Source organism: Plantactinospora endophytica, from assembly GCF_016862915.1.
Taxonomy (GTDB): domain Bacteria; phylum Actinomycetota; class Actinomycetes; order Mycobacteriales; family Micromonosporaceae; genus Plantactinospora; species Plantactinospora endophytica.
In genome coordinates this window covers 220,893-245,144 of sequence record NZ_BONW01000044.1, presented here as the reverse complement: position 1 = coordinate 245,144, position 24,252 = coordinate 220,893, and the positions used below count along the sequence as shown (strand labels likewise).

Genomic DNA, 24,252 nt, shown 5'->3' with positions numbered 1-24,252 from the left:
CCGCAGACAGAGGCTGGCCCGGCGCGGGGTGCTGCGGGCGGCCGCGCCGGGCCAGCGTTCATGGGGCGGAGTCGGCCGGTACGTCCCCGCGCCGCGCGCGGTGCGCGTGTCGCGGTGGTACGCCGGCCGGACCTCTGCCGTGCTGTTTTCGGCGCGCGACGGAAACCAGGTGTGGGGGACCGTGTTTCCGCCGCGCGCCAGGCTCCACGGGCCGGGTTGGGGCAAACATCTGTGGGTAGTGGCCCGGTGGAGCAGGATGGGATCGCGTTCGATGTTGCCACCGGAGTCGGGCGCCGGAACTGGCGTTAACCCAGACCTAAGGAAGACTTGCGCGGAACCAGAAACTCCTTACGGGAGCGCCCGATCCGCACCCGGTCAGTCTCCGCTCTCGCGCTGCCGGGACCAGCGGCGGCGGGTTACCGCGTCCTTCTCCCGGGCCAGCCGGCCGACCAGCCCGAACCGGCTGACCTGTCGGGGTGCCGCGTCCGGATCGGCCAGCAGCATGACCACGCTCGCCCCGCCGAGCCGGGCCCGGTCGATGCTGACCGAGCCGCTCGCCTGCTGGGCCACCCGGCGGGCGATGTCCAGGCCGAGGCCGGTGGAGCCACGGTCGCTGGCACCCCGGCGAAGCGCCCGGTCCGGGTCGGCGATGCCCGGTCCGGCGTCGTCCACCCGGACCGCGATGTAGCCGTCCCGGCGGGTGACCGCGACCTCGAACGCGGTGCCCTGCGGGGTGTACCGGAACACGTTGCCGAGCACCGCGTCGAGCGCGGCGGCCAGCTCCGCCCTCGGCACCGGCACCGGGATCCGGGTGTGCGCGCCGATCACCCGGTGCGACCGGTTCTGGTCGCCGGCCAGCGCGGACCAGAAGACCATCCGGTCCCGGACCACCTCGCTGACGTCGCAGTTGCCCGGCGCCGCCTCCTGGGCCACCGTCTTGCGGGTCGTGTTGATCAGTACGTCGATCTCGCCCTCCAGCGTGACGATCGCCTGCCGGATCCGCCGGATGGTACGGCGACGGTCCAGCTCGGCCGCGCTGAACGAGCCGACGCTGGTGTCGTCGGAGTCGAGGGCGTCGGCGTCCAGCCGCAGCACGGTCAGCGGGGTACGCAGCCGGTGCGACAGGTCGGCGACGAGTTCCCGTTCGTCGGTGCGGGAGGTGACCAGCCGGTCCGCCATCCGGTTGAAGGCGTACCCGGCCTCGGCCAACTCGCGGGGACCACTCGGCTGGATGCGTACCTCCAGGTCGCCGTCGCCGACGGCGAGCGCCGCCTGCACCAGCCCGCGGGCCGACGCGACCGCCCTGCCGGCGAGCCGGTCCACCACGATCACCGAGGCCACCACCAGGCCGATCGCGACCAGGATCAGCATCAGCCAGGTGCCGCCGGTACCCGCGGTCAGCGCGGCCTCGGAGACGAAGACCTCGACCACCAGCACCCGGCCGGCGACCGGGACCGGTTCGAGCCGGACCACGCCGCCGTCCACCTCGGCCACGACCGAGGTGCCGGTCCGGACCGCCCGGTCGACGTCACCGGCGGCGGCCCGGGGGTTGCCGCCGAGTGACAGGCCGTGCACGACCGGCGGATTGCCGGTGTTGCCGGCGGTCGAGTCGACGACCTGGCGCAGTGCCGCCGGGTCGGTGGTGACCGCCAGCGCACCGGTGACCACCGCGCTGCGCCGGGCGGCGTCGGAGAGCGCGTCCTCCCGGGCGTCGCGTTGCAGTGCCGTGCCGAGCGGGATCAGGAAGGCGAGCGCGACGATGGTGGTCATGCCGGCCCCGAGGTAGGCCAGCGCCAACCTCAGTCCGGTACCACCAACCGGAACCCGACCCCCCGCACGGTGCGCAGGTAGCGGGGCTTCGCCGCGGACTCGCCCATTTTGCGGCGGAGCCAGTACAGATGCACGTCGATGGTCTGATCCTCGCCGACCGATGGCTGCCGCCATACCTCCTCCAACAGTTCCCGGCGGGACACTACCCGGCCGGGCCGTGCCGCGAGATAGGCCAGCAGGTCGAACTCCTTGCGGGTCAGCGCCAGGGGCACCCCGTCGAGCAGGGCGCTCCGTTCGCCGACGTCGATCCGCAGCCCGCCGACGGAGTGTACGGCCGGCTCCACCGTACGGCTCGCCCGGCCGACCCGACGCAGCACGGTGGTGATCCGGGCGTCCAGATGGGCGCCGGTGAACGGTTTGACCATGTAGTCGTCGGCACCGGCCCGGAGCAGCCGGACGATCGCCTGCTCGTCGTCCCGGGCGGTGGCGATGATGATCGGCACGTCGGTGATGCCGCGCAGCATCCGCAGCGCGTCGGCGCCGTCCAGGTCGGGCAGCCCGAGGTCGAGTACGACCAGGTCGGGGGTTTCCGCGGCGACCCGGCGCAGTGCGTCGAGCGCCGTGCCGACCGCGTGCACCGCGTGCCCACGGTCGGCCAGGGAGCGCAGCATGGCGCCGCGTACGACATGGTCGTCTTCGACCAGGAGGACGGTGGCCACCTGATGACCGTACTGCCCATGGCAAGTCGGGTGGATCGGCGCCCGGTACGTCGGTCCGCCCGGACCGGAGCCCTCCAGGTCAGACCCGGGCGGACCGGACGCGGGTCAGTCTGTCGCGCAGGACTGCCCGTTGAGGGTGAAACCGGTCGGCCGGGGATTGCTGCCGGTGTGGCTGCCGTTGAAGCCGATCCCGACCGAGGCTCCGGCCGCCAGGTTGGCGTTCCAGGTCTCGTTGCTGGCGGTTACGGCCGTGCCGGACTGACTCCACCGGGCCGACCAGCCCTGCACCACCCGCTGCCCGGTGGACGGGAAGGTGAAGCCGAGCGTCCAGCCGGAGAGCGCGGCGCCGCCGGTGTTGCGGATCGTGAGATTTCCGGAGAAGCCACCGTTCCACTCGTTGACCGCGTACGTCACCTGGCAGCCGGCGCCGGCCGGTGGAGTGCTGGGCGGCGCGGTCGTCGGCGGGGGAGTGGTCGGTGGCGGTGTGGTCGGCGGTGGTGTGGTCGGTGGCTGGCCGGGGTAGCCGAGCCCGTGGCCGTACGGGAAGAGCGGGGTCTTGCCGTCGCCCTCGTTGATCGGCTGCTGGCCGGCGCTGCTCATCCAGCTCACCGGCAGCTTGCCGGTCGGTGGGCGTACCCCGAACAGCACGTCGGCGACGCCGCCGCCCTCGGTGCCGGGCAGCCAGGCGGCGAGCAGTGCCCGCCAGTTCGGCAACTGCGCGGCGATGTCCAGCGGCCGGCCGGAGACCAGTACCACGATCACCGGCACTCCGGCGGCGCGCAGCCGGTCCAGCGTGGCCAGGTCGGTCGAGTCCAGGCCCATCCCGCCGGTCCGGTCACCGCGCCCCTCGGCGTACGGCGTCTCGCCGACCACCGCGATCGCGGCCCGGTACGAGCTGTCGATGCCGGTACCGGTCGCGTTGTAGGTGACCGTGCTGGAGGAGGCGACGGTGTTCCGGATGCCCTGCAGGATGGTGGTGCCGGGGGTGATCGCCCCGCTGCCGCCCTGCCAGGAGATGGTCCAGCCGCCGCTGGCGTACCCGATGTTGTCGGCGCTCTTGCCGGCCACGAAGATCCGGTTGTTCGCGGTGGCCAGCGGCAGGATCCCGCCCTCGTTCTTCAGCAGTACCTGGGACTTGGCCACCGCCTGCCGGGCCAGCGCCCGGTGTGCCGCGCTGCCCACCGTCGACGTGTACGACCGGTCGGCCAGCGAGCGCTCGAAGAGGCCGAGTGCGAACTTCTTCGTCAGGATCCGCCGGTTGGCGTCGTCGATCCGGGCCTGGCTGACCCGGCCGGCCTGCACCTCGGCCCGTAGATAGCCGATGAACTGCTGCCAGCCGGTCGGTGCCATCACCATGTCGATTCCGGCGTTGACCGCCTGTCGGACCTCGGCCGCGGTGAAGCCGGTGGCGCCGTCGAGTTGGTCGATGCCGTTCCAGTCGGAGACCACGAATCCGTCGAAGCCGAGTTCGCCTTTGAGCAGGTCGTTGATCAGATAACCGTGCCCGTGCAGTTTCTGGCCGTTCCAACTGCTGTAGGAGATCATCACCGAGCCGACGTTCCGGCGGACCGCCTCGGCGAACGGCGGCAGGTGTACGGCCCGCAATTCTGCCTCGCTGAGTTGGGTGTTGCCCTGGTCGGTGCCGTTCGTGGTGCCGCCGTCCCCGAGATAGTGCTTGGCGGTGGCCAGTACCGACGCCGGCCCGCCCAGCGCCGGCCCCTGGAGCCCGTCGATCACGCTGGTCATCGTGCCGACCAGCGCCGGTTGCTCGCCGAACGACTCGTAGGACCGGCCCCACCGGTCGTTGCGGACCACGCAGAGGCAGGGGGCGAAGGTCCAGTTCACCCCGGTGCCGGCGACCTCCTCGGCGGTGGCCCGGCCGATCTGCCGGACGAGTTCCGGGTCGCGGGTCGCGCCGAGGCCGATGTTGTGCGGGAAGATGGTCGCGCCGACCACGTTGTTGTGCCCGTGCACGGCGTCGGAGCCGTAGATCATCGGGATGCCCAGCGGTGTGCCGAGGGCGGCGTTGGCGAACCGGTCGTACATGTCGGCCCAGCTCGTGGCGGTGTTCGGGGTCGGCGCGGAGCCGCCGCCGGAGAGTACCGAGCCGAGCCGGTAGCTGGTGATGTCGGCCGGGGTGACCGAGCCGCGTTCGGCCTGGGTCATCTGGCCGATCTTCTCGTCGAGGCTCATCCGGGCGAGCAGGTCGTCGACCCGGGTGGCGACCGGCAGCGCCGGATCCTGGTAGGGCAGCGCGGCGGTGACGGCGGCATCGGCGGTGGCGGCGGTGGCGGTCACGGGCGGTGGGGCCGGCACGCCGAGGCCGACCAGGGTCAGCGCGACGGCGGTCAGCAGGGCGGCGGGAGATCGGGTACGCACGGGAGGTCCTTCCGTACGGCGGGTCCCCGTACGCCCGGCGCCGCTCCCCGCCGTAGGTGACCCGCGAATATTGACGTTTGTAATTGTGTCTCGGCTCACGGTGACCCTATCCCGGCGACGTTTCTACGATGGGCACGGAAAGTGTTAACGATCCCGTAACGGCTCTCGTAACCGATGGGTGGATCATCACGCCCGGCCCCGGTCTTCCGGCTTGCGGTCGTTTCATAGGTTCGGTCCTACGCCGCAGCGTCGCGGCCGATGGATGTCTTTTCGGGGTAGAAGTCGGGGATCGCAATGCTTGTGCTGTCTACGGGGGAATCGGATAACGGCACCACCTCGGGTAATCCGCCGGCCGAGCCGGCCACGGTCGACATTCCGGTGGCCGGGCCGGAACCGGCCCGGAACTGGCGTCGGCACCTGCCCCGGCTGTGGCCGCTGCTGGTGCTCGTCCTGCTCGGGCAGATGGCGCTCGGCATGGTCACCGCCGCCCGGGAACAGTCGCCGACCGCCGACGAGCCGGTCTACGTCGGTGCGGCGGTGGACTATCTCCAGCACCGGGACCTGCGACTGAATCCGGAGCATCCGCCGCTGGCCAAACTCGTCTCCGCCACCGGCCTCGCCTTCGCCGACGTCCAACTGCCGCACGACACCAGGTCCGGCCAGTGGCAGGTCGGCGACCGGGCGCTGTACGGCCCGGGAAACGACGCCGACCGGGTGCTCTGGCTCGCCCGGCTGCCGATGGTCGTGTTGACGCTGCTGTTCGGCCTGGTGGTGTTCGCCTTCGCCCGGGACCTCTTCGGCACCGGCGGTGGCCTGGTCGCACTGGCGCTGTACTCGTTCTCGCCGGACGTGATCGCGCACGGCTCGCTGGCCACCAACGACGTACCGCTGGCGGGATTCCTGCTGACCACGATGTGGCTGCTGTGGCGGGCCCGGCGGCACCCGCTGCGCTACCTACCGCTGGCCGGGCTGGCGTACGGCTGCGCGCTGGCCACCAAGATGACCGCGCTGCCGCTGCTCCCGGTGGTACTGCTGCTGGCGGCACTGGCAGCCTGGTCGTCGAGGAACCCCGGCGTTGCCGGTCGGTCGGGGCGGTGGGCCTGGCTGGACCGCCGGACCCTGTTGCGCGGCGTCGGGTACGCACTCGGCGTCGGCCTGATCGCCACCGTCACCGTCTGGCTCAGCTACCTGGTCGTCGACCCCGCGCTGCGCTACACGCCGGTCGCCGATTTCGAACCCGGGCTGAAGAAGCTCCTGGTGAGCCTGCTGCCGCTGCCGGAGCCGTACCGGGACGGGATGCTGATCCAGTTCGGTTTCGAGTCGCAGACCTACGGCGGGTACCTGTTCGGCGAGCGGTTCCTGGGCAACCGGTGGTACTACCTGCCGGCCGCGCTGCTGGTGAAGACCCCGCTGGGCATGATCGCGCTGTGGCTCGGCGCGGTGGCGACGCTGCTGGCGGTACGCCGACTGCGGCCGGTCGCCCTCTACCTGCTGCTGCCGCTCGGGCTGCTGCTGACCGTGGCGCTGACCGGCTCGCGCAGCCTCGGCTCCCGGTACGCGATCTGGCTGCCGGTCTTCCTCGCGGTCGGCGCCGCAGCACTGCTGGTGTACCGGCGGCGCTGGGTACTGCCGGTGGTGCTGGCCCTGGTCGCCTTCGTCGGAGTCAGCTCGCTGCGCGCGTTCCCCTACTACCTGCCGTACGGCAACGAGGCATTCGGCGGGCCGGCCAACACGTACCGGCACCTGAACGACTCGAACGTCGACTGGGGGCAGGACCTGGCCCGACTCGGCGACTACCTGGCCGAGCACGGGCTCTCCGACGAGCGGGTCTTCCTGATCTGGAAGGGCCGCGGCCACCCCGACTACTACGGCATCAACGCGGCCGACCCGGCCAAGGTGCCCCGCGACCAGGTACGCGGGCTCTTCGCGGTGTCGGCGATGCGGATCGACGGGGCCCGGCAGAGCTATCCGGACCTGATCCAGGGGCGGGAACCGATCGCCGTCATCGGCCACACCTTCTGGCTCTACCGCATCCCGTGACCCGCCCGCCGGACGGCCGGGCACCTCGTCCGGCCGCCCGACCGGTGCGGGGCCGTCCGGTCGTCCGGCGCACGCGGCCAGCGGTTGGAACAGTTGCCGGTAACGTGCCGCCGCCGGCTACCGGGCCGGCGGCAGTTGCAGCACCCAGCGGTACGCCTGGACCATCCCGGTGTCGAAACCGGCCGCCGAGCCCCAGAGGAAGAGTCGGAACCGCCGGTACAGCGGCTCGCCCCAGCGCCGGACGATCTCGTCCCGGGCGTCGTCCAGCCGGCGGGCCCACTCCCGGCAGGTCAGGTAGTAGTTGTGCCGGTCGTCGGTCAGGTTGAGCAGCTCGAACGGCGATTGCGCCACGTGCCGCAGGTACTGGTGCAGCAGCAGCGGGGCCGAGCCGCCGGGATAGACGTACCGCTTCATGAAGGTGGAGACGATGTGCTTGCGGCGCATCGCCAACGCGTCCAGGTAGACCCGGCCGCCGGGGCGGAGCAGTTCGGCGTACTTGCGCAGGGTGGTGCGGTAGTCGGGGAGGTGCTCGGTGACCCCCATGTTGACGATCGCGTCGTAGCGCTCGCCGGGGGAGTAACCGAAGATGTGCTCCCGGACCACCCGCACCGGCAGCCGCTCGCGGTCGAACAGTTCGGTGAGGAAGCGCTCCGACTCCACCGACAGGGTCGTGGTGGTGACCTTCACCCCCTTGCGGGCGGCGTGCTCGCTGAACGCGCCCCAGCCGCCGCCGACTTCCAGCACGTGGTCGCCGGGCCCGACCCCGATCGCCTCCAGCGCCAGGTCCATCTTGCGGGTCATCGCGTCTTCCAGCGGCTCGTCGTCGGAGGCGAAGACCCCCTCGGTGTAGCAGCGGTGCCGGTGGTCGAGGAAGGTCAGGAAGAAGTCGGAGTCCTCGTCGTAGTGGTGCGAGATCGACCGCCGGTCGTCCTCCCGCCGCCCGCGCAGCAGCGCCGGCAGGAACCGGCCGAGGAAGGCGATCGGGTGCCGGTCGGTGAAGAACGACCGCATCCGCAGCGCCGCCGCGAGGTCGCCCTCGACGTCCAGCGACCCCTGGAGGTAGGCCACCGCGACCGCGAACTGGTCCAGCGCGGCCAGCGCCTTGGCGCCGCGCTCGTCCTTCAACAGGATGGTGAACTGCGGCTCGCCGGTGCCGAAGGAGTGCACCGGGCCGCCGACCGGAGCCACCGCGAAGGGTATGCCCGGCCCGTTGGCGAAGAAGGTCTGGTATCTACGCTCTAGTGCGCTCACGGCGTCCACGGGAGTCACGGCGTCAATCTAACGCCGAGGTAGCGGCGCTGGCAGGAGGAAAACGCAGGACCGATAGCATCTGGGCAAGCCGTACCCGTCGGCGCTGTCCGATTCGTCCAAGATCGTAAGGAGCCACCGTGTCCCAAGCCCGTACCTCCGCCGGTGCCGACCCTGTCGTCGTCGCGGCCGGGACGACGGCGGCCGAGGCGGTGGCCGCGGCGGGTCTGCCGCACGCCGGCCCCGGGGCGATCGTGGTGGTCCGCGACCCCGACGGCCAGCTCCGCGACCTGGACTGGGCGCCCGAGGTGGAGACCGTGGTCGAGCCGGTCCGGCTGGACTCGCCGGACGGGCTGAACGTGCTGCGGCACTCGACCGCGCACGTGCTGGCCCAGGCCGTCCAGGACACCTTCCCGGAGGCGAAGCTCGGGATCGGTCCACCGATCGACAACGGCTTCTACTACGACTTCGACGTCGACCGCCCGTTCCAGCCGGAGGACCTCGACCGGCTGGAGAAGCGGATGCAGGAGATCGTCAAGTCCGGCCAGCGGTTCCGGCGGCGCCGCTTCGACAGCCTGGACGCGGCCCGCACCGAGCTGGCCGACGAGCCGTTCAAGCTGGAGTTGATCGAGGTCAAGGGCGCCGGGACCGAGGGCGGCGGGGCCGGGCTCGACGCCGGTGAGGTGATGGAGGTCGGCGCCGGTGACCTCACCATCTACGACAACCTGGACGCCGAGAGCGGCAAGGTCTGCTGGTCCGACCTGTGCCGGGGACCGCACCTGCCCAACACCCGGCTGATCGGCGCGTTCAAGCTGATGCGCTCGGCCGCCGCGTACTGGCGGGGCAACGAGCGCAACCCGCAGCTCCAGCGGGTGTACGGCACCGCCTGGCCGACCCGGGACGCGCTGAAGGCGTACCTGAAGGTGCTGGAGGAGGCGGCCCGGCGCGACCACCGCAAGCTCGGCGCCGAGCTGGACCTGTTCAGCTTCCCCGACGAGATCGGCTCCGGCCTGGCGGTCTTCCACCCGAAGGGCGGGATCATCCGGCGGGAGTTGGAGGACTACTCGCGGCGCCGGCACGAGGCGGCCGGCTACGAGTTCGTGAACAGCCCGCACATCACCAAGGCGCAGCTCTTCGAGACCTCCGGCCACCTGCCGTACTACGCCGACACGATGTTCCCGCCGATGAAGCTCGAAGGCGCGGACTACTACCTCAAGGCGATGAACTGCCCGATGCACAACCTGATCTTCAGGGCGCGCGGGCGGTCGTACCGGGAACTGCCGCTGCGGCTCTTCGAGTTCGGCACCGTCTACCGGTACGAGAAGTCCGGCGTGGTGCACGGGCTGACCCGGGTACGCGGGCTGACCCAGGACGACTCACACATCTACTGCACCCGGGAACAGATGCCGGGCGAGCTGACCACGCTGCTGGCGTTCGTCCTCGACCTGCTCCGCGACTACGGGCTCGACGACTTCTACCTGGAGCTGTCGACCCGGGACGACTCGCCGAAGTTCATCGGCTCGGCCGACGACTGGGCGGAGGCGACCGAGGCGCTGCGTACCGCCGCCGAGGCGTCCGGGCTCGACCTGGTGCCGGATCCGGGTGGCGCGGCCTTCTACGGGCCGAAGATCAGCGTGCAGGCCAAGGACGCCATCGGGCGTACCTGGCAGATGTCCACCATCCAGGTCGACTTCAACCAGCCGGAGCGGTTCGGCCTGGAATACCAGGCCGCGGACGGCACCCGGCAGCGGCCGGTGATGATCCACCGGGCACTGTTCGGCTCGATCGAGCGGTTCTTCGGGGTGCTCACCGAGCACTACGCCGGAGCCTTCCCGGCCTGGCTGGCCCCGGTGCAGGTGGTCGGCATCCCGATCCGCGACGAGCACGCCACCCACCTGCACGGGTTCGTCGCCGCGCTGCGTGCCGAGGGGATCCGCGCCGAGGTGGACACCTCGGACGACCGGATGCAGAAGAAGATCCGTACCGCCCAGCAGCAGAAGATCCCGTTCATGGCGATCGCCGGGGACGCGGACGTGGACGCCGGGGCGATCTCGTTCCGCTACCGGGACGGTTCGCAGCGCAACGGGGTACCGCTCGCCGAGGCGGTGGCGCACGTGGTGGAGGTGGTCGGGTCCCGGGTCAACACCGGCCCGAGCGCCGAGCCGGTGGCCTAGCCGTCCACGGAGCCGGTGCCCCAGCCGTCCACCGGGCGGTCCGGGTCGGTCGCGCCCGTTCCGCTGGTCGTAGGATCATCGGCGTGACAGGCGCGGCGCCCCACGCGGAACTCGGAATGCCCGACGGGCTCGACCGGCTCTGGACCCCGCACCGGATGACCTACATCTCCGGTCCGGACCGGCCGGGGGAGGGGCACGAGAAACCGGCCGGCTGCCCGTTCTGCCTCGCCCCCGAACGGGAGGGCGAGGAGAACCTGGTGGTGCACCGGGGCGAGCGGGTCTTCGTGGTGCTCAACCTGTACCCGTACAACCCCGGGCACCTGCTGGTCTGCCCGTACCGGCACGTGGCCGACTACACCGAGCTGGACGCCGAGGAGACGGTCGAACTCGCCGACTGCACCCAGACGGCGATGCGGGTGGTGCGCCGGGTCAGCAACGCGCACGGCTTCAACATCGGAATGAACCAGGGCGGGGTGGCCGGGGCCGGCATCGCCGCACACCTGCACCAGCACGTGGTGCCGAGGTGGGGCGGGGACGCCAACTTCATGCCGGTGATCGCCCGGACGAAGGTACTGCCGCAGTTGCTGGCCGACACGCGTACCCTGCTCGCCACCGCCTGGTCGACGTCGGCGGGCTGAACGACGGACGGCCGGCGGACCCCTGTCCGGGTCCGCCGGCCGTCCTCCCCCGTGGAGAACGCCAGGGTCAGCGCCGCCCGAACACCTTCTTCTCGCTGCCGAGCCGGAGGAACACCGTCTCGCCGGTGGCGTCCTGTACGGCGTCGTTGTCGGTGATCGCGTAGACCTGGCCGTCGCCGGCCACGGTGAGCCCCTCCAACTTCTCCTGGGTCCAGCCGTTCGTCGCCCGCAGGTCGGGCAGCACGTCGTACGCCAGGGTCTTGGGCAGCACCCGCAGCGGACCGGAACCGGCGGCGGCGCGCGGCAGCTCGACGGTGTAGATCCGCTTCAGCTTCGCGGCCGGGCCGTTCAGCTTGTCCCGCTCGATGACCGCGAGCCGGTCGCCGACCACGGTGATCTCGGAGAGCCCGATCCAGTCGCCCGGAGTGTCGGTCGTACCGAGCCGGTAGCCGAACCAGCTCCAGGTGCCCGCGGCGACGTCGTACCGGCCGAGCCGGACCACCCCGGTCGGGTCACCGGCCACCTCGCGTTGCAGCGCCGCCCAGACGACCTCCCGGCCGCGCTGGTCGGTGCCGGCGGTGACCCCCTCGAAGCCCTGCTTGGCCAGGCCCGCCGCCACCTCCGCCGGCACCGGTACGACCTGTCGGGTCACCCCGGCCGCGTCCAGCCGGACGAGCTGGTTGCCGGCGCCGGTGGCGCCCTCGACGGCGAGCCAGAAACCGCCCTGCGGACGGGCGAAGATCCCCTCGGCGTCGTAGCCGACCGGCGTGCCGTCGGCGGCCTGCACGGTCAACGATCCGGTGACCACGGCCGGCGCCGAGGTCGGGTCGATGCTCAGGATCCGGGTCGGCGAGTACGCCGCGTCGGTGACGCTGTAGAGCAGGTGCGATTTGCCCGGTACGGCCGACAGTGCGCCCAACGCACCCCAGCCGATCGGCGCGACACCCCGCCGCTCCGGCGCGGAGACGATACTCGGGAAAGCCGGGGTGTCCCGGCCCAGCCGGTACAGCGTCACCGAGGCACGTACCAGCACCGAGGCGTCGTCCTCCTCGCTGGAGACCGCCAGCAGGTTCCGGCCCGGGATCGGCAGCAGCCCCTCCGGTCCGTTGGTGGCCGGCAGGATCTGCCGGAAGACCGGCGAGGTGGGCCGGCTCAGGTCGTAGACGGCGACGAAGTTGCTCCGCTCGGAGCCGACGAAGGCGTACCGGACGCCGTCGTACTCGGCGACCGCCACGCCCTCCGGCTCGGTGCCCTTGTTGTCGGCCCGGTCCTCGTTCGCCAGACCGTAACCGAGGGCGAGCTGCTCGAAGCCGTTGCCGGCGTCCCAGGCCACCCGGCCGGTCCGGCTGTCAAAGACCGACCAGCCACGGGTACCGCCCCGCCAGTCGCCCTCGTTGGCGGTCGCCAGGTAGCGGTCGTCGATCCAGGCGACCGCGTCCGGCTCCCGGGGCAGGTCCTCGAACGAACCGGACGGGTCGAGCACACCGTCGTTCTCGGTGTCGATGCCGCGCACCGTCGCGGTACCGGCGCCGAACACCTTCTCGATCCGGCCGGTGGGCAGGTCCACCAGGACGATCCCGTTGTTCTCCTGGAGCGTCACCGCGAGCTGGTTGCGGCGGTTGATTGAGACGTACTCCGGCTCCGGGTCGGTCGGCTCGGCCAGCCCGGCGGAGACCAGGGCCGGCAGCGCGGTGCCGCCGGGGCCGGTCAGGGCCACCTTCCGGGTACGCCAACCGGCCGGCGACTTCCCGGCCAGGTCGACGAGCTGCACGAAACCGGCGGGCGCCTGCGGCAGGTCACCCTCCTCGCCACCGGCCGGGGTGGCCTCCTCGTCCCGCTCGTTCTCGATCGCGATCGCCGCGTACCGCTGGTCGGCGCTGATCGCGATCGAGTCGGGCTGGCCGCCGAGGTCGAGACTCGCCACCCGCTGCCGGTCGGTCAGCCGGATCACGTCGAGCCGACCGGACGGGTCGGTGTAGCTGGCGCTGGTGTTCACCACCACCAGCACGTACCCGCCGACCACCGCGACCGAGGTCGGCTCGTCCTCGGCGTCGCCCAACTCGGTCAGCGGCAGCGTGCCCAGTCCGCGGGGCCGGTCGGGGTCGCCGATGTCCAGGAAGCCGATCCGCCGGGCCAGCGCGTCGGTGTAGATCAGGGTCCGGCCGTCGGCGCTGACCGCCGAGATCTCGGCCACGGTCGGCGTCGCCGGGTCCTCGCCCGCCGGCCGGTTCTGGAAGACCGGGTAGGTGGCGGTGCGGTCGAACGCGAGTTGCCGCTCCGGCCCGGGCTTGCCGGCGGTCGCGGTACCCGCACCGGCCACGCCGCTGCCGGCGACGGCGATGGTGCCGGCGGCGACGGCCACGGCGGCCAGCGTCGCGTATGTCTTCTTCGAGGGCATCGTCTCTCCGTTGCTGTCTGACTTGCCGGCTCGGAACGTTGCACGGGAGGACGAGCGGCAGCCGGCGCCGAGGTGAACGGCGGGCGAAGAGCGGTCGTTACCCCGGCGACAGCCCAGTCGACGACCTGCTGTTTCGTTCTCTCGGACGGCCCGGCCGACCCGGTCGTACGGAGGCCGACGGTGGCCAGCCGGCCTCGACCGGCCGTCCCGGCAGGCTTCCGCGCCGATCGCCAAGCTGCTGCCTCGGTGCAGGTGAAGTCGCCGAGCGGGGCCGTGGGACGACCGGGCGCTACACCTAGGCGGCGAGGCCGTGCCGGGGATGCCGCTGGCCGGTACGCAGCCCGGACCGGATCGTCCGGTCGATCTCGTACCGGCCGAGCCCGCTGCGGTGCGCGGCGTCGGCCAGTACGACGAGGATGTCGTGCTCGTCGAGCAGGTGTGCCGCGGCGAGCTGACCGAGGTGGTACGCGGCCCGGTAGAGCGTGGTGTTCCGGGTGCCGACGACCGCACCGGCGACGGTGCCGGCCTCGGCGGCGAGCGCGGCGCTGGCGTACCGGCTGGGGTCGCGCACCCGGTCGGTGGTGCCCGAGCCGTCGCTCCCGGACCGGGCAGCAGGGGCGGGTGGGAAGAGCAGCGCGGTCAGTTCCGGCGGGCAGTCCGCCAGCGCGACGCCGGGCGGGCGGATCCAGCGATAGTCCCGGCCGCTGGCGTGCCGGGACGGCGGCGCGACGACGTACCCGCCGGCACCGCGCCAGTCGACGCCGGGCAGCAGCCCGCTGCGGTTGCCGGCGCCGGTCGGGCGCAGGTAGAGGTGCCAGCCGCCGGAGCCGGTCCGGACCACCGGGCCGGTGAACCGCCGATCCCGGACCAGGGCGCGTAGCGCGGCGGCGCCGTCCGGCCGGTCCACGTCGCAGACGTCGAACCGGTCACCGGTACGCAACGCCAGGTTGGCCTCCGGCCAGCGGGTCCACCACCGCCGGATCACCTCGGGGCGGGTGCTGGCGTCGTGCAGGCCGTGCCGGAGCAGGTGGCGGTGCCAGCGGGGGTGCTTGCCGGGGCGGTCGCAGTCGGGCCGGCGGCAACTACAGCCGGTCGCGGTCGGGGAGTGCAGCGGCAGCACGGGTACGCCGGCGGCGGCGTACTCCAGCGCGGCGTGCAGCAGCGGTGCGACGCGCGTCGGTGGTGCCATCCCGACCTCCTTCCGGCCGGATACCCACTGTCAGGATATTCGAACACCTGTCTGATCGGAGTCGCCGATCCGTGCCATCAGCTCCGGCCAGGACTCGACCCGGTGCACCGCCGGAAGGTGGGCCCGGAAGCTGCGTACCTCGTGCTCGCGGGGGCGGAAGAGGTAGCGGTGCGGCACCGTCTCCAGATAGGAGAGCACCTCCAACCGGTCGTCGACGAAGTGCGTCAGGCCGAGCGCGGCGGCGATCGGTGCCTTGCCCTGTCGGGTACGGCAGAAGTGCACGTTCTCGACCCGGATCCCGGTACGCCGGTAGAAGTCGTGGTGGTGCAGCCACAGCCCGGTCCGGCGCTCGACCCGTTCACCGCACTTCGACACCAGGTAGACGTGTTCGCCGAACATCTCGCTCACCAGGGCGGCCAGCGCCTCGAACACCCCCGGCATCGGCGGCGTACGCCGGAAGTCCGCGAGCAGCGCGGTGTCCTCGCCCTCCGTCCCCGTCTCCGGCGCCGTCCCCGTCCCCGCTGCCGTCTCCGTCTTTGTCTGCGGTGCCGTCCCGGCTGCCGTCGCCGTCCCGGTCTCCGGTGCCGAATCCGTGGCCGGGTCCGGCGCCGGCTCCGGACCGGTGGGCTGGTCGTCCGGGTAGAGCCGGTCCACCTGCTGGACGATCACTCCACCGATGTCTATTCCGATTCTCATCCACCGATGATCTACAACCGTCCTGGATGGAGTCCACCCGGTTACCGACGGCCCCGCCGCCCCCGGAAGATGTGGAACGCTTACCGACATGAATGCGAAGACACGCGTGTTGGGGCGCAGCGGCATCGAGGTGAGCGCCCTCGGCCTCGGCTGCTGGGCCGTCGGCGGCCCCTGGCACGAGGGCACCCAGCCGCTCGGCTGGGGGCAGGTGGACGACGACGAGTCGATCCGGGCGATCCGGCGCGGCGTCGACCTCGGCGTCACGTTCTTCGACACCGCCGACGTCTACGGCACCGGGCACAGCGAACGGATCCTGGCCCGCGCCCTCGCCGGCCACCGCGACGAGGTGGTGATCGCGACCAAGTGGGGTTACACCCACGACGAGGCCACCCGGCAGATGACCGGGGCGGACGGTTCGGCGGGATACCTTCGCCGGGCGGTGACCGCCTCGCTGCGCCGGCTGGACACCGACCGGATCGACCTCTACCAGCTCCATCTCGGCGATCTCGCCGTCGACCGGGCGGCCGAGCTGCTCGGCACCCTGGAGGAACTGGTCGCCGAGGGCCGGATCCGGGCGTACGGCTGGAGCACCGACCTTCCCGACCGGGCCGCCTCCTGGGGCGCCGACGGTACGCACTGCACCGCCGTCCAGCACTCCTGCTCGGTGTTGCAGGACGCGCCGGAGGTGCTGGCCGTCTGCGAGCGGTACGACCTGGCCAGCGTCAACCGGGGGCCGCTGGCGATGGGGCTGCTCTCCGGCAAGTTCACCGAGTCGTCGACGCTGTCGGCCGACGACGTCCGGGGGATCGCCCCGGCCTGGCTGGACTGGTTCCGGGACGGTCGCCCGGCTCCGGAGTTCCTCGCCCGGGTCGCCGCGGTCCGCGAGGCGCTCACCGCCGACGGCCGTACCCTCGCCCAGGGCGCGCTCGGCTGGCTCTGGGCCCGCAGCGAACGGACGGTGCCGATCCCCGGCTTCCGTACGGTCGCCCAGGTCGAGGAGAACGTCGGCGCGCTCGGGTACGGCCCGCTGCCGGCCGACCAGGTCGCCGAGGTGCAGCGCCTGCTCGGCCGGGCATAGCGTCCGGGGGCGGCGGCTCACCGCCCGCTGCTGCTGTGCTCCTTGCGGATCTGGTCGGCCAGGTGGCTCGGCATCGGCTCGTACCGGGCGAACGAGCGCCGGAAGGTGCCGCCACCGGCGGTCATCGAGCGGAGCTCGACGGCGTACCGGATCAGTTCGGTCGCCGGTACCTCCGCCCGGACCAGGGTGTGCTCGGTGCCGGCCGGGTCCGGCTCGGTGCCGAGCACCCGGCCACGCCGCCCGGACATGTCGCTCATCACCGCGCCGACGTTGGCGTCGGGCACCCGGACGACCACCTCGTCGACCGGCTCCAACAGGGTGACCTGCCCCTTCTCCGCCGCGTCGCGCAGGGCCAGCGAACCGGCGGTCTGGAACGCGGCGTCCGACGAGTCGACGCTGTGCGCCTTGCCGTCCACCAGGGTCACCCTCAGGTCCACCACCGGATAGCCGGCGACGATGCCCCGGCCCATCTGGGTGCGTACCCCCTTCTCCACCGACGGGATGTAGTTGTGCGGCACCGCGCCGCCCACCACCCGGTCGGCGAACTCGAAGCCGTCGCCCCGGGGCAGCGGCTCCACCTCGATGTCGCAGACCGCGTACTGGCCGTGCCCGCCGGACTGCTTCACGTGCCGGCCGTGCCCCTTCGAGGCCACCGCGAAGGTCTCCCGCAGCGCCACCCGTACCGGCTCGGTCTCCAGGTCCACCCCGCCGCCGCGGAGCCGGTCGAGTACCACCTCGGCGTGCGCCTCGCCCATGCACCAGAGCACGAGCTGGTGGGTCTCCGGGTTGCGCTCCAGTCGCATCGTCGGGTCCCCGGCGACCAGCCGGGCCAGGTTCTTGGCCAGCGCGTCCTCGTCGGCCCGGCTCTTCGCCACGATCGCCACCGGCAGCAGCGGCTCGGGCATCTCCCACGGCGCGATAAGCAGTGGCTGGTCCTTGGCCGAGATGGTGTCGCCGGTCTCCGCCGTACCCGACTTGGTGATCGCGCAGATGTCGCCGGCCACGCAGTGCGGCACCTCGCGCAGCGCGGTGCCGAGCGGGGAGTAGATGTGCGCGATCCGTTCGTCGGCGTCGTGGTCCGGATGGCCGCGCTCGGCCATGCCGTGCCCGGAGACGTGTACGACCTGGTCGGGTCGGAGCGTGCCGGAGAAGACCCGGACCAGCGAGACCCGACCGACGTGCCGGTCGATGGTGGTCTTGACCACCTCGGCCACCAGCGGGCCGTCCGGGTCGCAGGTCAGCGGCGGCTGCGGCGAGCCGTCGACGCCGGTGACGGTGGGCAGGTCGTGTTCCAGCGGGGTCGGGAACGCCGAGGTCAGCAGCTCCAGCAGCACGTCGATGCCGAGTCCGGTCTCGGCGCAGACCGGCACCACCGGATAGAAGTGCCCCCGGGCGACCGCCTTCTCCAGGTCGTCGATCAGGACCTCGACCTCGATCTCCTCACCGCCGAGGTAGCGGTCCAGCAGGGTCTCGTCCTCGCTCTCCGCGATGATGCCCTCGATCAGCTCGTTGCGGGCGTCGCCGATCGCCGGCAGGTGCTCGGGGTCGGGATCCCGGACCGCCGCCGGCAGTCCGGCGGAGTAGTCGAAGACCCGACGGGTGATCAGCCCCATCAGACCGACCACGTCGACACCCTCGTCGTCGAGCATCGGCAGGTAGAGCGGCAGCACGTTGTCGCCGAAGACCCGCTGGCAGAGCGCCACCGTCTCGTCGAGGTCGGCCCGCTGGTGGTCGAGCCGGGTCACCGCGACGGCCCGGGGCATCCCCACGGCGGCGCACTCCTGCCAGAGCGCGGCGGTGGCCCCGTCCATCCCGTCCACCGCCGACACCACGAAGAGGGCCGCGTCGGCGGCGCGCAGTCCGGCCCGGAGTTCGCCGACGAAGTCCGCGTAGCCGGGGGTGTCCAACAGGTTGACCTTGACGTCGTCGTGCTGGAGCGGCGCACAGGCCAGGCTGATCGAACGCTGCTGGCGTACCGCCGCCGGATCGTGGTCGCACACCGTGGTGCCGTCGACGACCGAACCTGGCCGCGAGATCGTGCCGGTCGCCGCCAGCAGGGCGTCGACCAGGGTTGTCTTCCCCGCGCCGGAGTGGCCGACGAGCACCACGTTGCGAACCCTGCCGGGCTCGTCCACCACCGGCGCCGGGCCGGTGACCCCTTTCTCCGAACTCTTCTGCGCCATCGGGCGCACCTCCCTAAGCCGGTGGTTGGTGGCGACCGCCGCGCGCGACGGGGGAGCTGCCCTGGCGACTCCGCGGCGATATCCTCGGGTGGCCTGCCGTGCTGTCGGCGACGTGGCGGGGAACAGGTGAGCGACGTCACGTCTCCTGCTCCGATCTCACACCCGTACAAGTCGTGACACAAGCCTGCGGCGTGAACTATGCGCCACCGGGCGTACCGCCGCCGTTCGCCGCCCGTTATGGTGGGACGGCCATGGCGAAGATCTTCCAGGTGTCGGCCCGTGCCGGCATGACCCGCGTCGTTGAACCAATCGCCCGGACCCTGCTGCGGGTCGGGGTGACTCCCAATGCCGTCACCGTGGCCGGCACGCTCGGCGTGGTGGTCGGATCGGTCGTGCTCGGCGCCCGGGGCTACCTGGTCGCCGGGGCACTGGTGGTAACCTTCTTCGCCCTCACCGACCTGCTCGACGGCACGATGGCCCGGATGAGTGGCGGGTCGAGCCGGTTCGGCGCCTTCCTCGACTCGAGCATGGACCGGGTCTCCGACGGCGCGGTCTTCGGCGCCGTCGCATACTGGCTGGCCACCCAGAACAACCACGTCGGGGTCGCCGCCGCGCTGATCTGCCTGGTCGCGGGCGGGCTCGTGTCGTACGTCAAGGCCCGCGCCGAGGGGCTCGGGATGACCTGCAACGTCGGGATCGCCGAGCGGACCGAGCGGCTGCTGATCGTCGGGGTCGGCGGGCTGCTCACCGGCCTCGGGCTGGACTGGGCACTGGTCACCGCGCTCTGGCTGCTCGCCGCCGTCTCCGTCTTCACCGTCGGGCAGCGGATGACGCACGTCTACCGGCAGGCGCAGCGCGCCGAGTCGGGCGTGGGCGTGTGACCCGGCCGACGCGCGGGCGCGCGAACCGGCCCGGGCGGGCCCGCGTGACCGGGCGGGTGGCCGCGTGACAGCGCGGCGGGCCGGCCGGTGACTCCGGTCGAGTTCGCCTACCTGGCCGGCTGGCGGATCGTCCGCGCGCTGCCCCGGCCGGCCGCCGCGGCGCTGTTCCGGGCCGCCGCCGACTACGGCTACCGCAAGCGCGACCGGGGGACCGTCCGGCTCGCCGCCAACCTGCGCCGGGTGGTCGGCCCCGAGCTGCCGGAGGCCGAGCTGGAGGAGCTGGTCCGGCGGGGGATGCGCTCCTACGCGCGGTACTGGCTCGACGTGTTCCGGCTGCCGTCGCGCAGCCGGGAGCAGCTTCGTGACGACTTCCAGCTCGACGGCGCCGACCTGCTCGCCGCCGACATGGCGGCCGGCCGGGGCGCCGTGGTGGCGCTGCCGCACTCCGGCAACTGGGACGCCGCCGGTGCCTGGGTGGCCGCGAACGGCTGGCCGATCGCCACCGTGATGGAACGCCTCAAGCCGGAGGGGGTGTACGAACGCTTCCTCGACTTCCGGCGCCGGCTCGGCATGGAGATCCTGCCCACCCACGGCGGTGCCCGGGCACCCTTCGACGTGCTGGCCGAGCGGGTCGCCGCCGGTCACCTCGTGCCGCTGCTCGCCGACCGGGATCTGTCGGCGCGCGGGGTGGAGGTGCGGTTCTTCGACGGCCGGGCCCGGATGCCGGCCGGTCCGGCGCTGCTGGCCATCCGGACCGGTGCCCCGCTCTACGTGGCCGCCCTCTGGTACGACCCGGCCGGTCCACGGGGTCGGCTGACCGGGCCGCTGGAGGTGCCGGCGCCGGACAGCGGCCCGCTCGACCAGCGGGTCCGGACGCTGACCCAGCGGATCGCCGACCACCTGGCCGAGGGCATCGCCCGGCGTCCGGAAGACTGGCACATGCTGCAACGGGTCTGGATCGACGAGCCGGGCCGGGCCGCCGGGTCGACCGGAGTGGCCGCCGGAGCGGCGGGAACAGGTCCGGGGACGACGGGCACACCGTCGATCTCCGAGTCGGCCTGAGGGGAGGCGCAGTGCGGATCGGGATCGTGTGTCCGTACTCGTTCGAGGTCCCGGGCGGGGTGCAGAACCACGTGATCGATCTCGCCGAGGCGCTGATCGGGCTCGGCCACGAGGTGAGCGTGCTGGCACCGGCGGACGAGGACTCGCCACTGCCGCCGTACGTGGTGTCGGCGGGGCGATCGGTGCCGTTCCCGTACAACGGGTCGGTCGCCCGGATCACCTTCGGGCCGGTCTCCACCGCCCGGGTACGCCGCTGGCTGGCCCGGGGACAGTTCGACGTGCTGCACGTGCACGAGCCGTTCGCGCTCAGCCTCTCGCTGCTCGCCGTGCTCTCCGCCCGGGGGCCGGTGGTGGCCACCTTCCACACCGCGATGACCCGGTCCCGGGCACTGGCCGCCGCCCAGGGCGTGTTGCAGTTCGTGCTGGAGCGGATCACCGCCCGGATCGCGGTGAGCGCGCTGGCCCGCAAGGTCCAGGTCGAGCACCTCGACGGCGGGGCGGTGGAGATCCCCAACGGGGTGGCGGTGGCGAAGTTCGCCGACGCCGAGCCGCTGCCCGGCTGGCCCGGCCCGTGCGGTCCGGGCGAGGGCGGCACGCTGGGCTTCCTCGGCCGGTTCACCGAGCCCCGGAAGGGGTTCGGGGTGCTCCGGGAGGCGTTCGTGTCGCTCGCCGCGCAGCGGCCGGGGCTGCGGCTGCTGGTCGCCGGCCCGGGTGACGTGGCCGAGCTGCACGAGGGCGTACCGGAGGGGTTGCGGGACCGGATCACCTTCCTCGGCCAGGTCTCCGAGCCGGACAAGGCGCGCATGCTGCGCAGCGTGCACCTCTACGTCGCACCGAACATCGGGGGCGAGTCGTTCGGCATGATCCTGACCGAGGCGATGGCCGCCGGGACGACGGTGGTGGCGAGCGACCTGGACGCCTTCCGCCGGGTGCTGGACGGCGGCCGGGCCGGGGAGCTGTTCCCGACCGGGGACGCGGTGGCGCTGCGGAACACCCTGGCTGGCCTGCTCGACGACCCGGCGCGCCGGGCGGAGCTGTCCGCCTGCGCCCGGGAGGTGGTCGGGGCCTTCGACTGGCCGGTGGTCGCCCGCCGGGTCCTCGAGGTGTACGCCACCGCGATCGAGGCCACCGACGGTCGGGTGTTCGACGAGGAGTGGATCGGACCGGCCTGAGCCGGACCGGCCGGTGACGTCGGCGGCGCCGGTGACGGTGGTGACCCGGGCGACGCCGGTGACGCTGGTGGCGCCGGTGACGTGCCAGGGAGACGGAAGTGGGGCCGCACTACGATGCCGGGCATGTGGTGGGTGGTGGGCGTCGTCGCGGCGGTCGTCCTGGCAACGGCGTACCTGACCTGGATCGCGGCCCGGGTCGACCGCCTGCACGTCCGGGTGGAGTCGGCGGCCCGCGCGCTCGACGCGCACCTGCTCCGCCGGGCGGCGGCAGCGGCCGTGCTGGCCGAGGAGCGATATGCGGTCGAGCTGTATGCGGCGTCCCGGATCGCACTGGACGCCGAGGTCGACGAGCGGGAGGCCGCCGAGAACGACCTGACCCGGCAACTGCGCAGCAGCCCGCTGGACCCGGAGGAGCCGGCCGCGGCGGCGGTGATCGGCGCCAGCCGGCGGCTGGTACTGGCCCGGCAGGTGCACACCGACCTGGTACGCGACGCGCTGTTCCTGCGCCGCCGCCCCCTCGTACGCCTGTTCCGGATGTCCCGTAAGCACGAGCGCCCGCGCTATTTCGACATCGACGACCCGACCCTGAACACCCGCCCCGAACTCTCCGTCGGCTGACCCGCCCCGGCCGGTGCCCCGGCCGCCTGCGGCACGCACCGGGCCTGCACCGGGGCGTGTACCGGGCGTGAGGCGGGCCACAGGGCAGGCCACCCGGGGTCTGATTGGCTGTCGGTCCGGCGTTGCACCCCGCGTAGCATCGAGTCCGGACCTCACCCGCCCACACCACTGCCGAGGAGCGAAAACGTCGTGTCCGAATCCACCGCCAAGTCCGGTTCCGACCAGTCGACCGCCGCTGCGGAGCAGACCGTCAGCGCCACCGGAGTGGTCGGCACCGCGCGGGTCAAGCGGGGTATGGCCGAGATGCTCAAGGGTGGCGTGATCATGGACGTGGTCACCCCCGAGCAGGCGAAGATCGCCGAGGACGCCGGGGCGGTCGCGGTGATGGCGCTGGAGCGGGTACCGGCCGACATCCGGGCCCAGGGCGGCGTCTCCCGGATGAGCGACCCGGACATGATCGACGGCATCATCGCCGCGGTCTCCATCCCGGTGATGGCCAAGGCCCGGATCGGCCACTTCGTCGAGGCCCAGGTGCTCCAGGCGCTCGGCGTCGACTACGTGGACGAGTCCGAGGTGCTGACCCCGGCGGACTACGCCAACCACATCGACAAGTGGGCCTTCACCGTGCCGTTCGTCTGCGGCGCCACCAACCTGGGCGAGGCGCTGCGCAGGATCACCGAGGGCGCGGCGATGATCCGCTCCAAGGGCGAGGCGGGCACCGGGGACGTCTCCAACGCGACCACCCACATGCGGAAGATCCGGGACGAGATCCGCCGCCTCGGCTCGCTGCCCACCGACGAGCTGTACGTCGCCGCCAAGGAGTTGCAGGCGCCGTACGAGCTGGTCCGGGAGGTGGCCGAGACCGGGAAGCTGCCGGTGGTGCTCTTCACCGCGGGCGGCATCGCCACTCCGGCGGACGCGGCGATGATGATGCAGCTCGGCGCGGAGGGCGTCTTCGTCGGCTCCGGGATCTTCAAGTCCGGCAACCCGGCACAGCGGGCCGCCGCGATCGTCAAGGCCACCACCTTCTACGACGACCCGGACGTGCTGGCCAAGGTGTCGCGCGGACTCGGCGAGGCAATGGTCGGGATCAACGTCGACGACATCCCGGTACCGCACCGCCTCGCGGAGCGGGGTTGGTGAGCGAGCCGGGTTTGCGAGGCCCGCAGTCGCGAGCGGACGGCGGGTTGGTGAGCGCGAGGAGTGAGCCGGGTCTGCGAGCCCCGCAGTCGCGAGCGGCTGGTGGTTCGGTGAGCGCGCGGTCTTCTGCCGTCGGGGTGCTGGCGTTGCAGGGCGACGTACGGGAGCACCTGGCCGCGCTGGCCGAGGCCGGCGCGGTCGCCCGGCCGGTACGCCGACCGGAGGAACTGGAGCAGGTCGACGCCCTGGTGATTCCGGGCGGCGAGTCGACCACCATCAGCAAGCTGGCCGAGACGTTCGACCTGCTCGACCCGATCCGCAAGCGGGTCGGCGCGGGCATGCCGGTCTACGGCTCCTGCGCCGGGATGATCATGCTCGCCACCGAGGTGCTGGACGGTCGTCCCGACCAGCAGAGCTTCGGCGGCATCGAGATGACCGTCCGGCGGAACGCGTTCGGCCGGCAGGTCGACTCCTTCGAGGCGCCGGTGGAGATCACCGGCATTCCCGGGCCGAGCTTCCACGCCGTCTTCATCCGGGCGCCCTGGGTCGAGCGGGTCGCCGACGGGGTGGAGGTGCTGGGCCGGGTGACCGACGGGCCGGCGGCCGGCCGGATTGTCGCGGTCCGGCAGGGCAACGCGGTCGCCACCGCCTTCCATCCGGAGCTGACCGGCGACCGCCGGCTGCACCAGTGGTTCGTGGATCTTGTCGGCCGGGCCGGCGAGTCCGCTCGCTGACCGACCCGGAACAGGCCCGGATCGGGACGGCCGGGCGGGAACCGGCTGATCCGACCCGTGCCGGGCGTGAATACGCCGGACCGGCGTCGGTAGGATTGCCGCGGGTTCGGCAGTTCTTCGTGGAAAACGCGCG

At 72.4% G+C, this 24,252-nt stretch carries 18 protein-coding genes; 10 read left to right on the top strand and 8 right to left on the bottom strand.

Translation table 11 applies throughout. From position 1 onward, the window contains the following. Nucleotides 1-375: 375 nt before the first annotated feature. From Pen02_RS37295 to Pen02_RS37285, 3 genes are all read right to left on the bottom strand, one after another. Nucleotides 376-1,770 (bottom strand): sensor histidine kinase, encoded by a 1,395-nt coding sequence (locus Pen02_RS37295; protein ID WP_203870974.1) that lies wholly within the window; start codon nucleotides 1,768-1,770, stop codon nucleotides 376-378. Between the two features lie 29 nt (nucleotides 1,771-1,799). Then, on the bottom strand, nucleotides 1,800-2,489 hold the full coding sequence (locus Pen02_RS37290) for a response regulator transcription factor (RefSeq protein ID WP_107262887.1): 690 nt from the start codon (nucleotides 2,487-2,489) through the stop codon (nucleotides 1,800-1,802). A gap of 105 nt (nucleotides 2,490-2,594) precedes the next feature. Beyond that, complete coding sequence (locus tag Pen02_RS37285) at nucleotides 2,595-4,868, bottom strand: glycoside hydrolase family 3 N-terminal domain-containing protein (protein WP_239141908.1); 2,274 nt, start codon at nucleotides 4,866-4,868, stop codon at nucleotides 2,595-2,597. Between the two features lie 294 nt (nucleotides 4,869-5,162). On the opposite strand from Pen02_RS37285, the gene Pen02_RS37280 reads away from it, so the two are divergent. Beyond that, entirely contained in the window at nucleotides 5,163-6,908 is a 1,746-nt protein-coding gene (locus Pen02_RS37280) for a glycosyltransferase family 39 protein (RefSeq protein WP_203870886.1), read from the top strand. Between the two features lie 117 nt (nucleotides 6,909-7,025). Here Pen02_RS37280 and Pen02_RS37275 read toward each other — a convergent pair whose 3' ends face one another. Then, nucleotides 7,026-8,159 carry a class I SAM-dependent methyltransferase gene (locus Pen02_RS37275; protein ID WP_239141907.1) on the bottom strand — a complete coding sequence of 378 codons (1,134 nt, stop codon included), beginning with the start codon at nucleotides 8,157-8,159 and terminating at the stop codon, nucleotides 7,026-7,028. 137 nt (nucleotides 8,160-8,296) lie between these two features. Here Pen02_RS37275 and thrS point away from each other — a divergent pair, with 137 nt between their 5' ends. Both thrS and Pen02_RS37265 read left to right on the top strand, forming a co-directional pair. Continuing rightward, nucleotides 8,297-10,330 carry a threonine--tRNA ligase gene (thrS, locus tag Pen02_RS37270; protein WP_203870885.1) on the top strand — a complete coding sequence of 678 codons (2,034 nt, stop codon included), beginning with the start codon at nucleotides 8,297-8,299 and terminating at the stop codon, nucleotides 10,328-10,330. A 116-nt stretch (nucleotides 10,331-10,446) separates the two neighbouring features. After that, nucleotides 10,447-10,968, top strand: a complete 522-nt coding sequence (locus tag Pen02_RS37265) for an HIT family protein (RefSeq protein WP_203870972.1) — start codon at nucleotides 10,447-10,449, stop codon at nucleotides 10,966-10,968. Between the two features lie 67 nt (nucleotides 10,969-11,035). On the opposite strand, the gene Pen02_RS37260 is transcribed toward Pen02_RS37265, so the two are convergent. The 3 genes from Pen02_RS37260 to Pen02_RS37250 form a co-directional block, all read right to left on the bottom strand. Then, on the bottom strand, nucleotides 11,036-13,366 hold the full coding sequence (locus Pen02_RS37260) for an esterase-like activity of phytase family protein (RefSeq protein WP_203870884.1): 2,331 nt from the start codon (nucleotides 13,364-13,366) through the stop codon (nucleotides 11,036-11,038). A 295-nt stretch (nucleotides 13,367-13,661) separates the two neighbouring features. After that, nucleotides 13,662-14,555, bottom strand: a complete 894-nt coding sequence (locus Pen02_RS37255) for a bifunctional DNA primase/polymerase (protein ID WP_203870883.1) — start codon at nucleotides 14,553-14,555, stop codon at nucleotides 13,662-13,664. 30 nt (nucleotides 14,556-14,585) lie between these two features. Beyond that, nucleotides 14,586-15,251: a hypothetical protein gene (locus Pen02_RS37250; protein WP_203870882.1), complete on the bottom strand. Its 666-nt coding sequence runs from the start codon at nucleotides 15,249-15,251 to the stop codon at nucleotides 14,586-14,588. 88 nt (nucleotides 15,252-15,339) lie between these two features. Between Pen02_RS37250 and Pen02_RS37245 the strand changes: the two genes are divergently transcribed. Then, nucleotides 15,340-16,329 carry an aldo/keto reductase gene (locus Pen02_RS37245; protein WP_203870881.1) on the top strand — a complete coding sequence of 330 codons (990 nt, stop codon included), beginning with the start codon at nucleotides 15,340-15,342 and terminating at the stop codon, nucleotides 16,327-16,329. A 17-nt stretch (nucleotides 16,330-16,346) separates the two neighbouring features. Here the strand turns inward: Pen02_RS37245 and Pen02_RS37240 are convergent, their stop codons facing one another. Then, nucleotides 16,347-18,512, bottom strand: a complete 2,166-nt coding sequence (locus Pen02_RS37240) for an elongation factor G-like protein EF-G2 (RefSeq protein ID WP_203870880.1) — start codon at nucleotides 18,510-18,512, stop codon at nucleotides 16,347-16,349. A 251-nt stretch (nucleotides 18,513-18,763) separates the two neighbouring features. Between Pen02_RS37240 and pgsA the strand changes: the two genes are divergently transcribed. The 6 genes from pgsA (at nucleotide 18,764) to pdxT (ending at nucleotide 24,119) form a co-directional block, all read left to right on the top strand. After that, entirely contained in the window at nucleotides 18,764-19,393 is a 630-nt protein-coding gene (gene pgsA, locus Pen02_RS37235) for a phosphatidylinositol phosphate synthase (protein ID WP_203870879.1), read from the top strand. An 87-nt stretch (nucleotides 19,394-19,480) separates the two neighbouring features. Then, nucleotides 19,481-20,455 carry a phosphatidylinositol mannoside acyltransferase gene (locus tag Pen02_RS37230; protein ID WP_203870878.1) on the top strand — a complete coding sequence of 325 codons (975 nt, stop codon included), beginning with the start codon at nucleotides 19,481-19,483 and terminating at the stop codon, nucleotides 20,453-20,455. Nucleotides 20,456-20,466: 11 nt separating this feature from the next. Beyond that, nucleotides 20,467-21,627, top strand: coding sequence for a glycosyltransferase family 4 protein (locus tag Pen02_RS37225; protein ID WP_203870877.1), 1,161 nt, complete (start codon nucleotides 20,467-20,469; stop codon nucleotides 21,625-21,627). Between the two features lie 114 nt (nucleotides 21,628-21,741). Then, complete coding sequence (locus Pen02_RS37220) at nucleotides 21,742-22,245, top strand: hypothetical protein (protein WP_203870876.1); 504 nt, start codon at nucleotides 21,742-21,744, stop codon at nucleotides 22,243-22,245. A 264-nt stretch (nucleotides 22,246-22,509) separates the two neighbouring features. After that, nucleotides 22,510-23,388, top strand: a complete 879-nt coding sequence (pdxS, locus tag Pen02_RS37215; protein ID WP_203870971.1) for a pyridoxal 5'-phosphate synthase lyase subunit PdxS — start codon at nucleotides 22,510-22,512, stop codon at nucleotides 23,386-23,388. 107 nt (nucleotides 23,389-23,495) lie between these two features. Continuing rightward, nucleotides 23,496-24,119 (top strand): pyridoxal 5'-phosphate synthase glutaminase subunit PdxT, encoded by a 624-nt coding sequence (gene pdxT, locus Pen02_RS37210; protein WP_239141905.1) that lies wholly within the window; start codon nucleotides 23,496-23,498, stop codon nucleotides 24,117-24,119. Nucleotides 24,120-24,252: the final 133 nt, after the last annotated feature.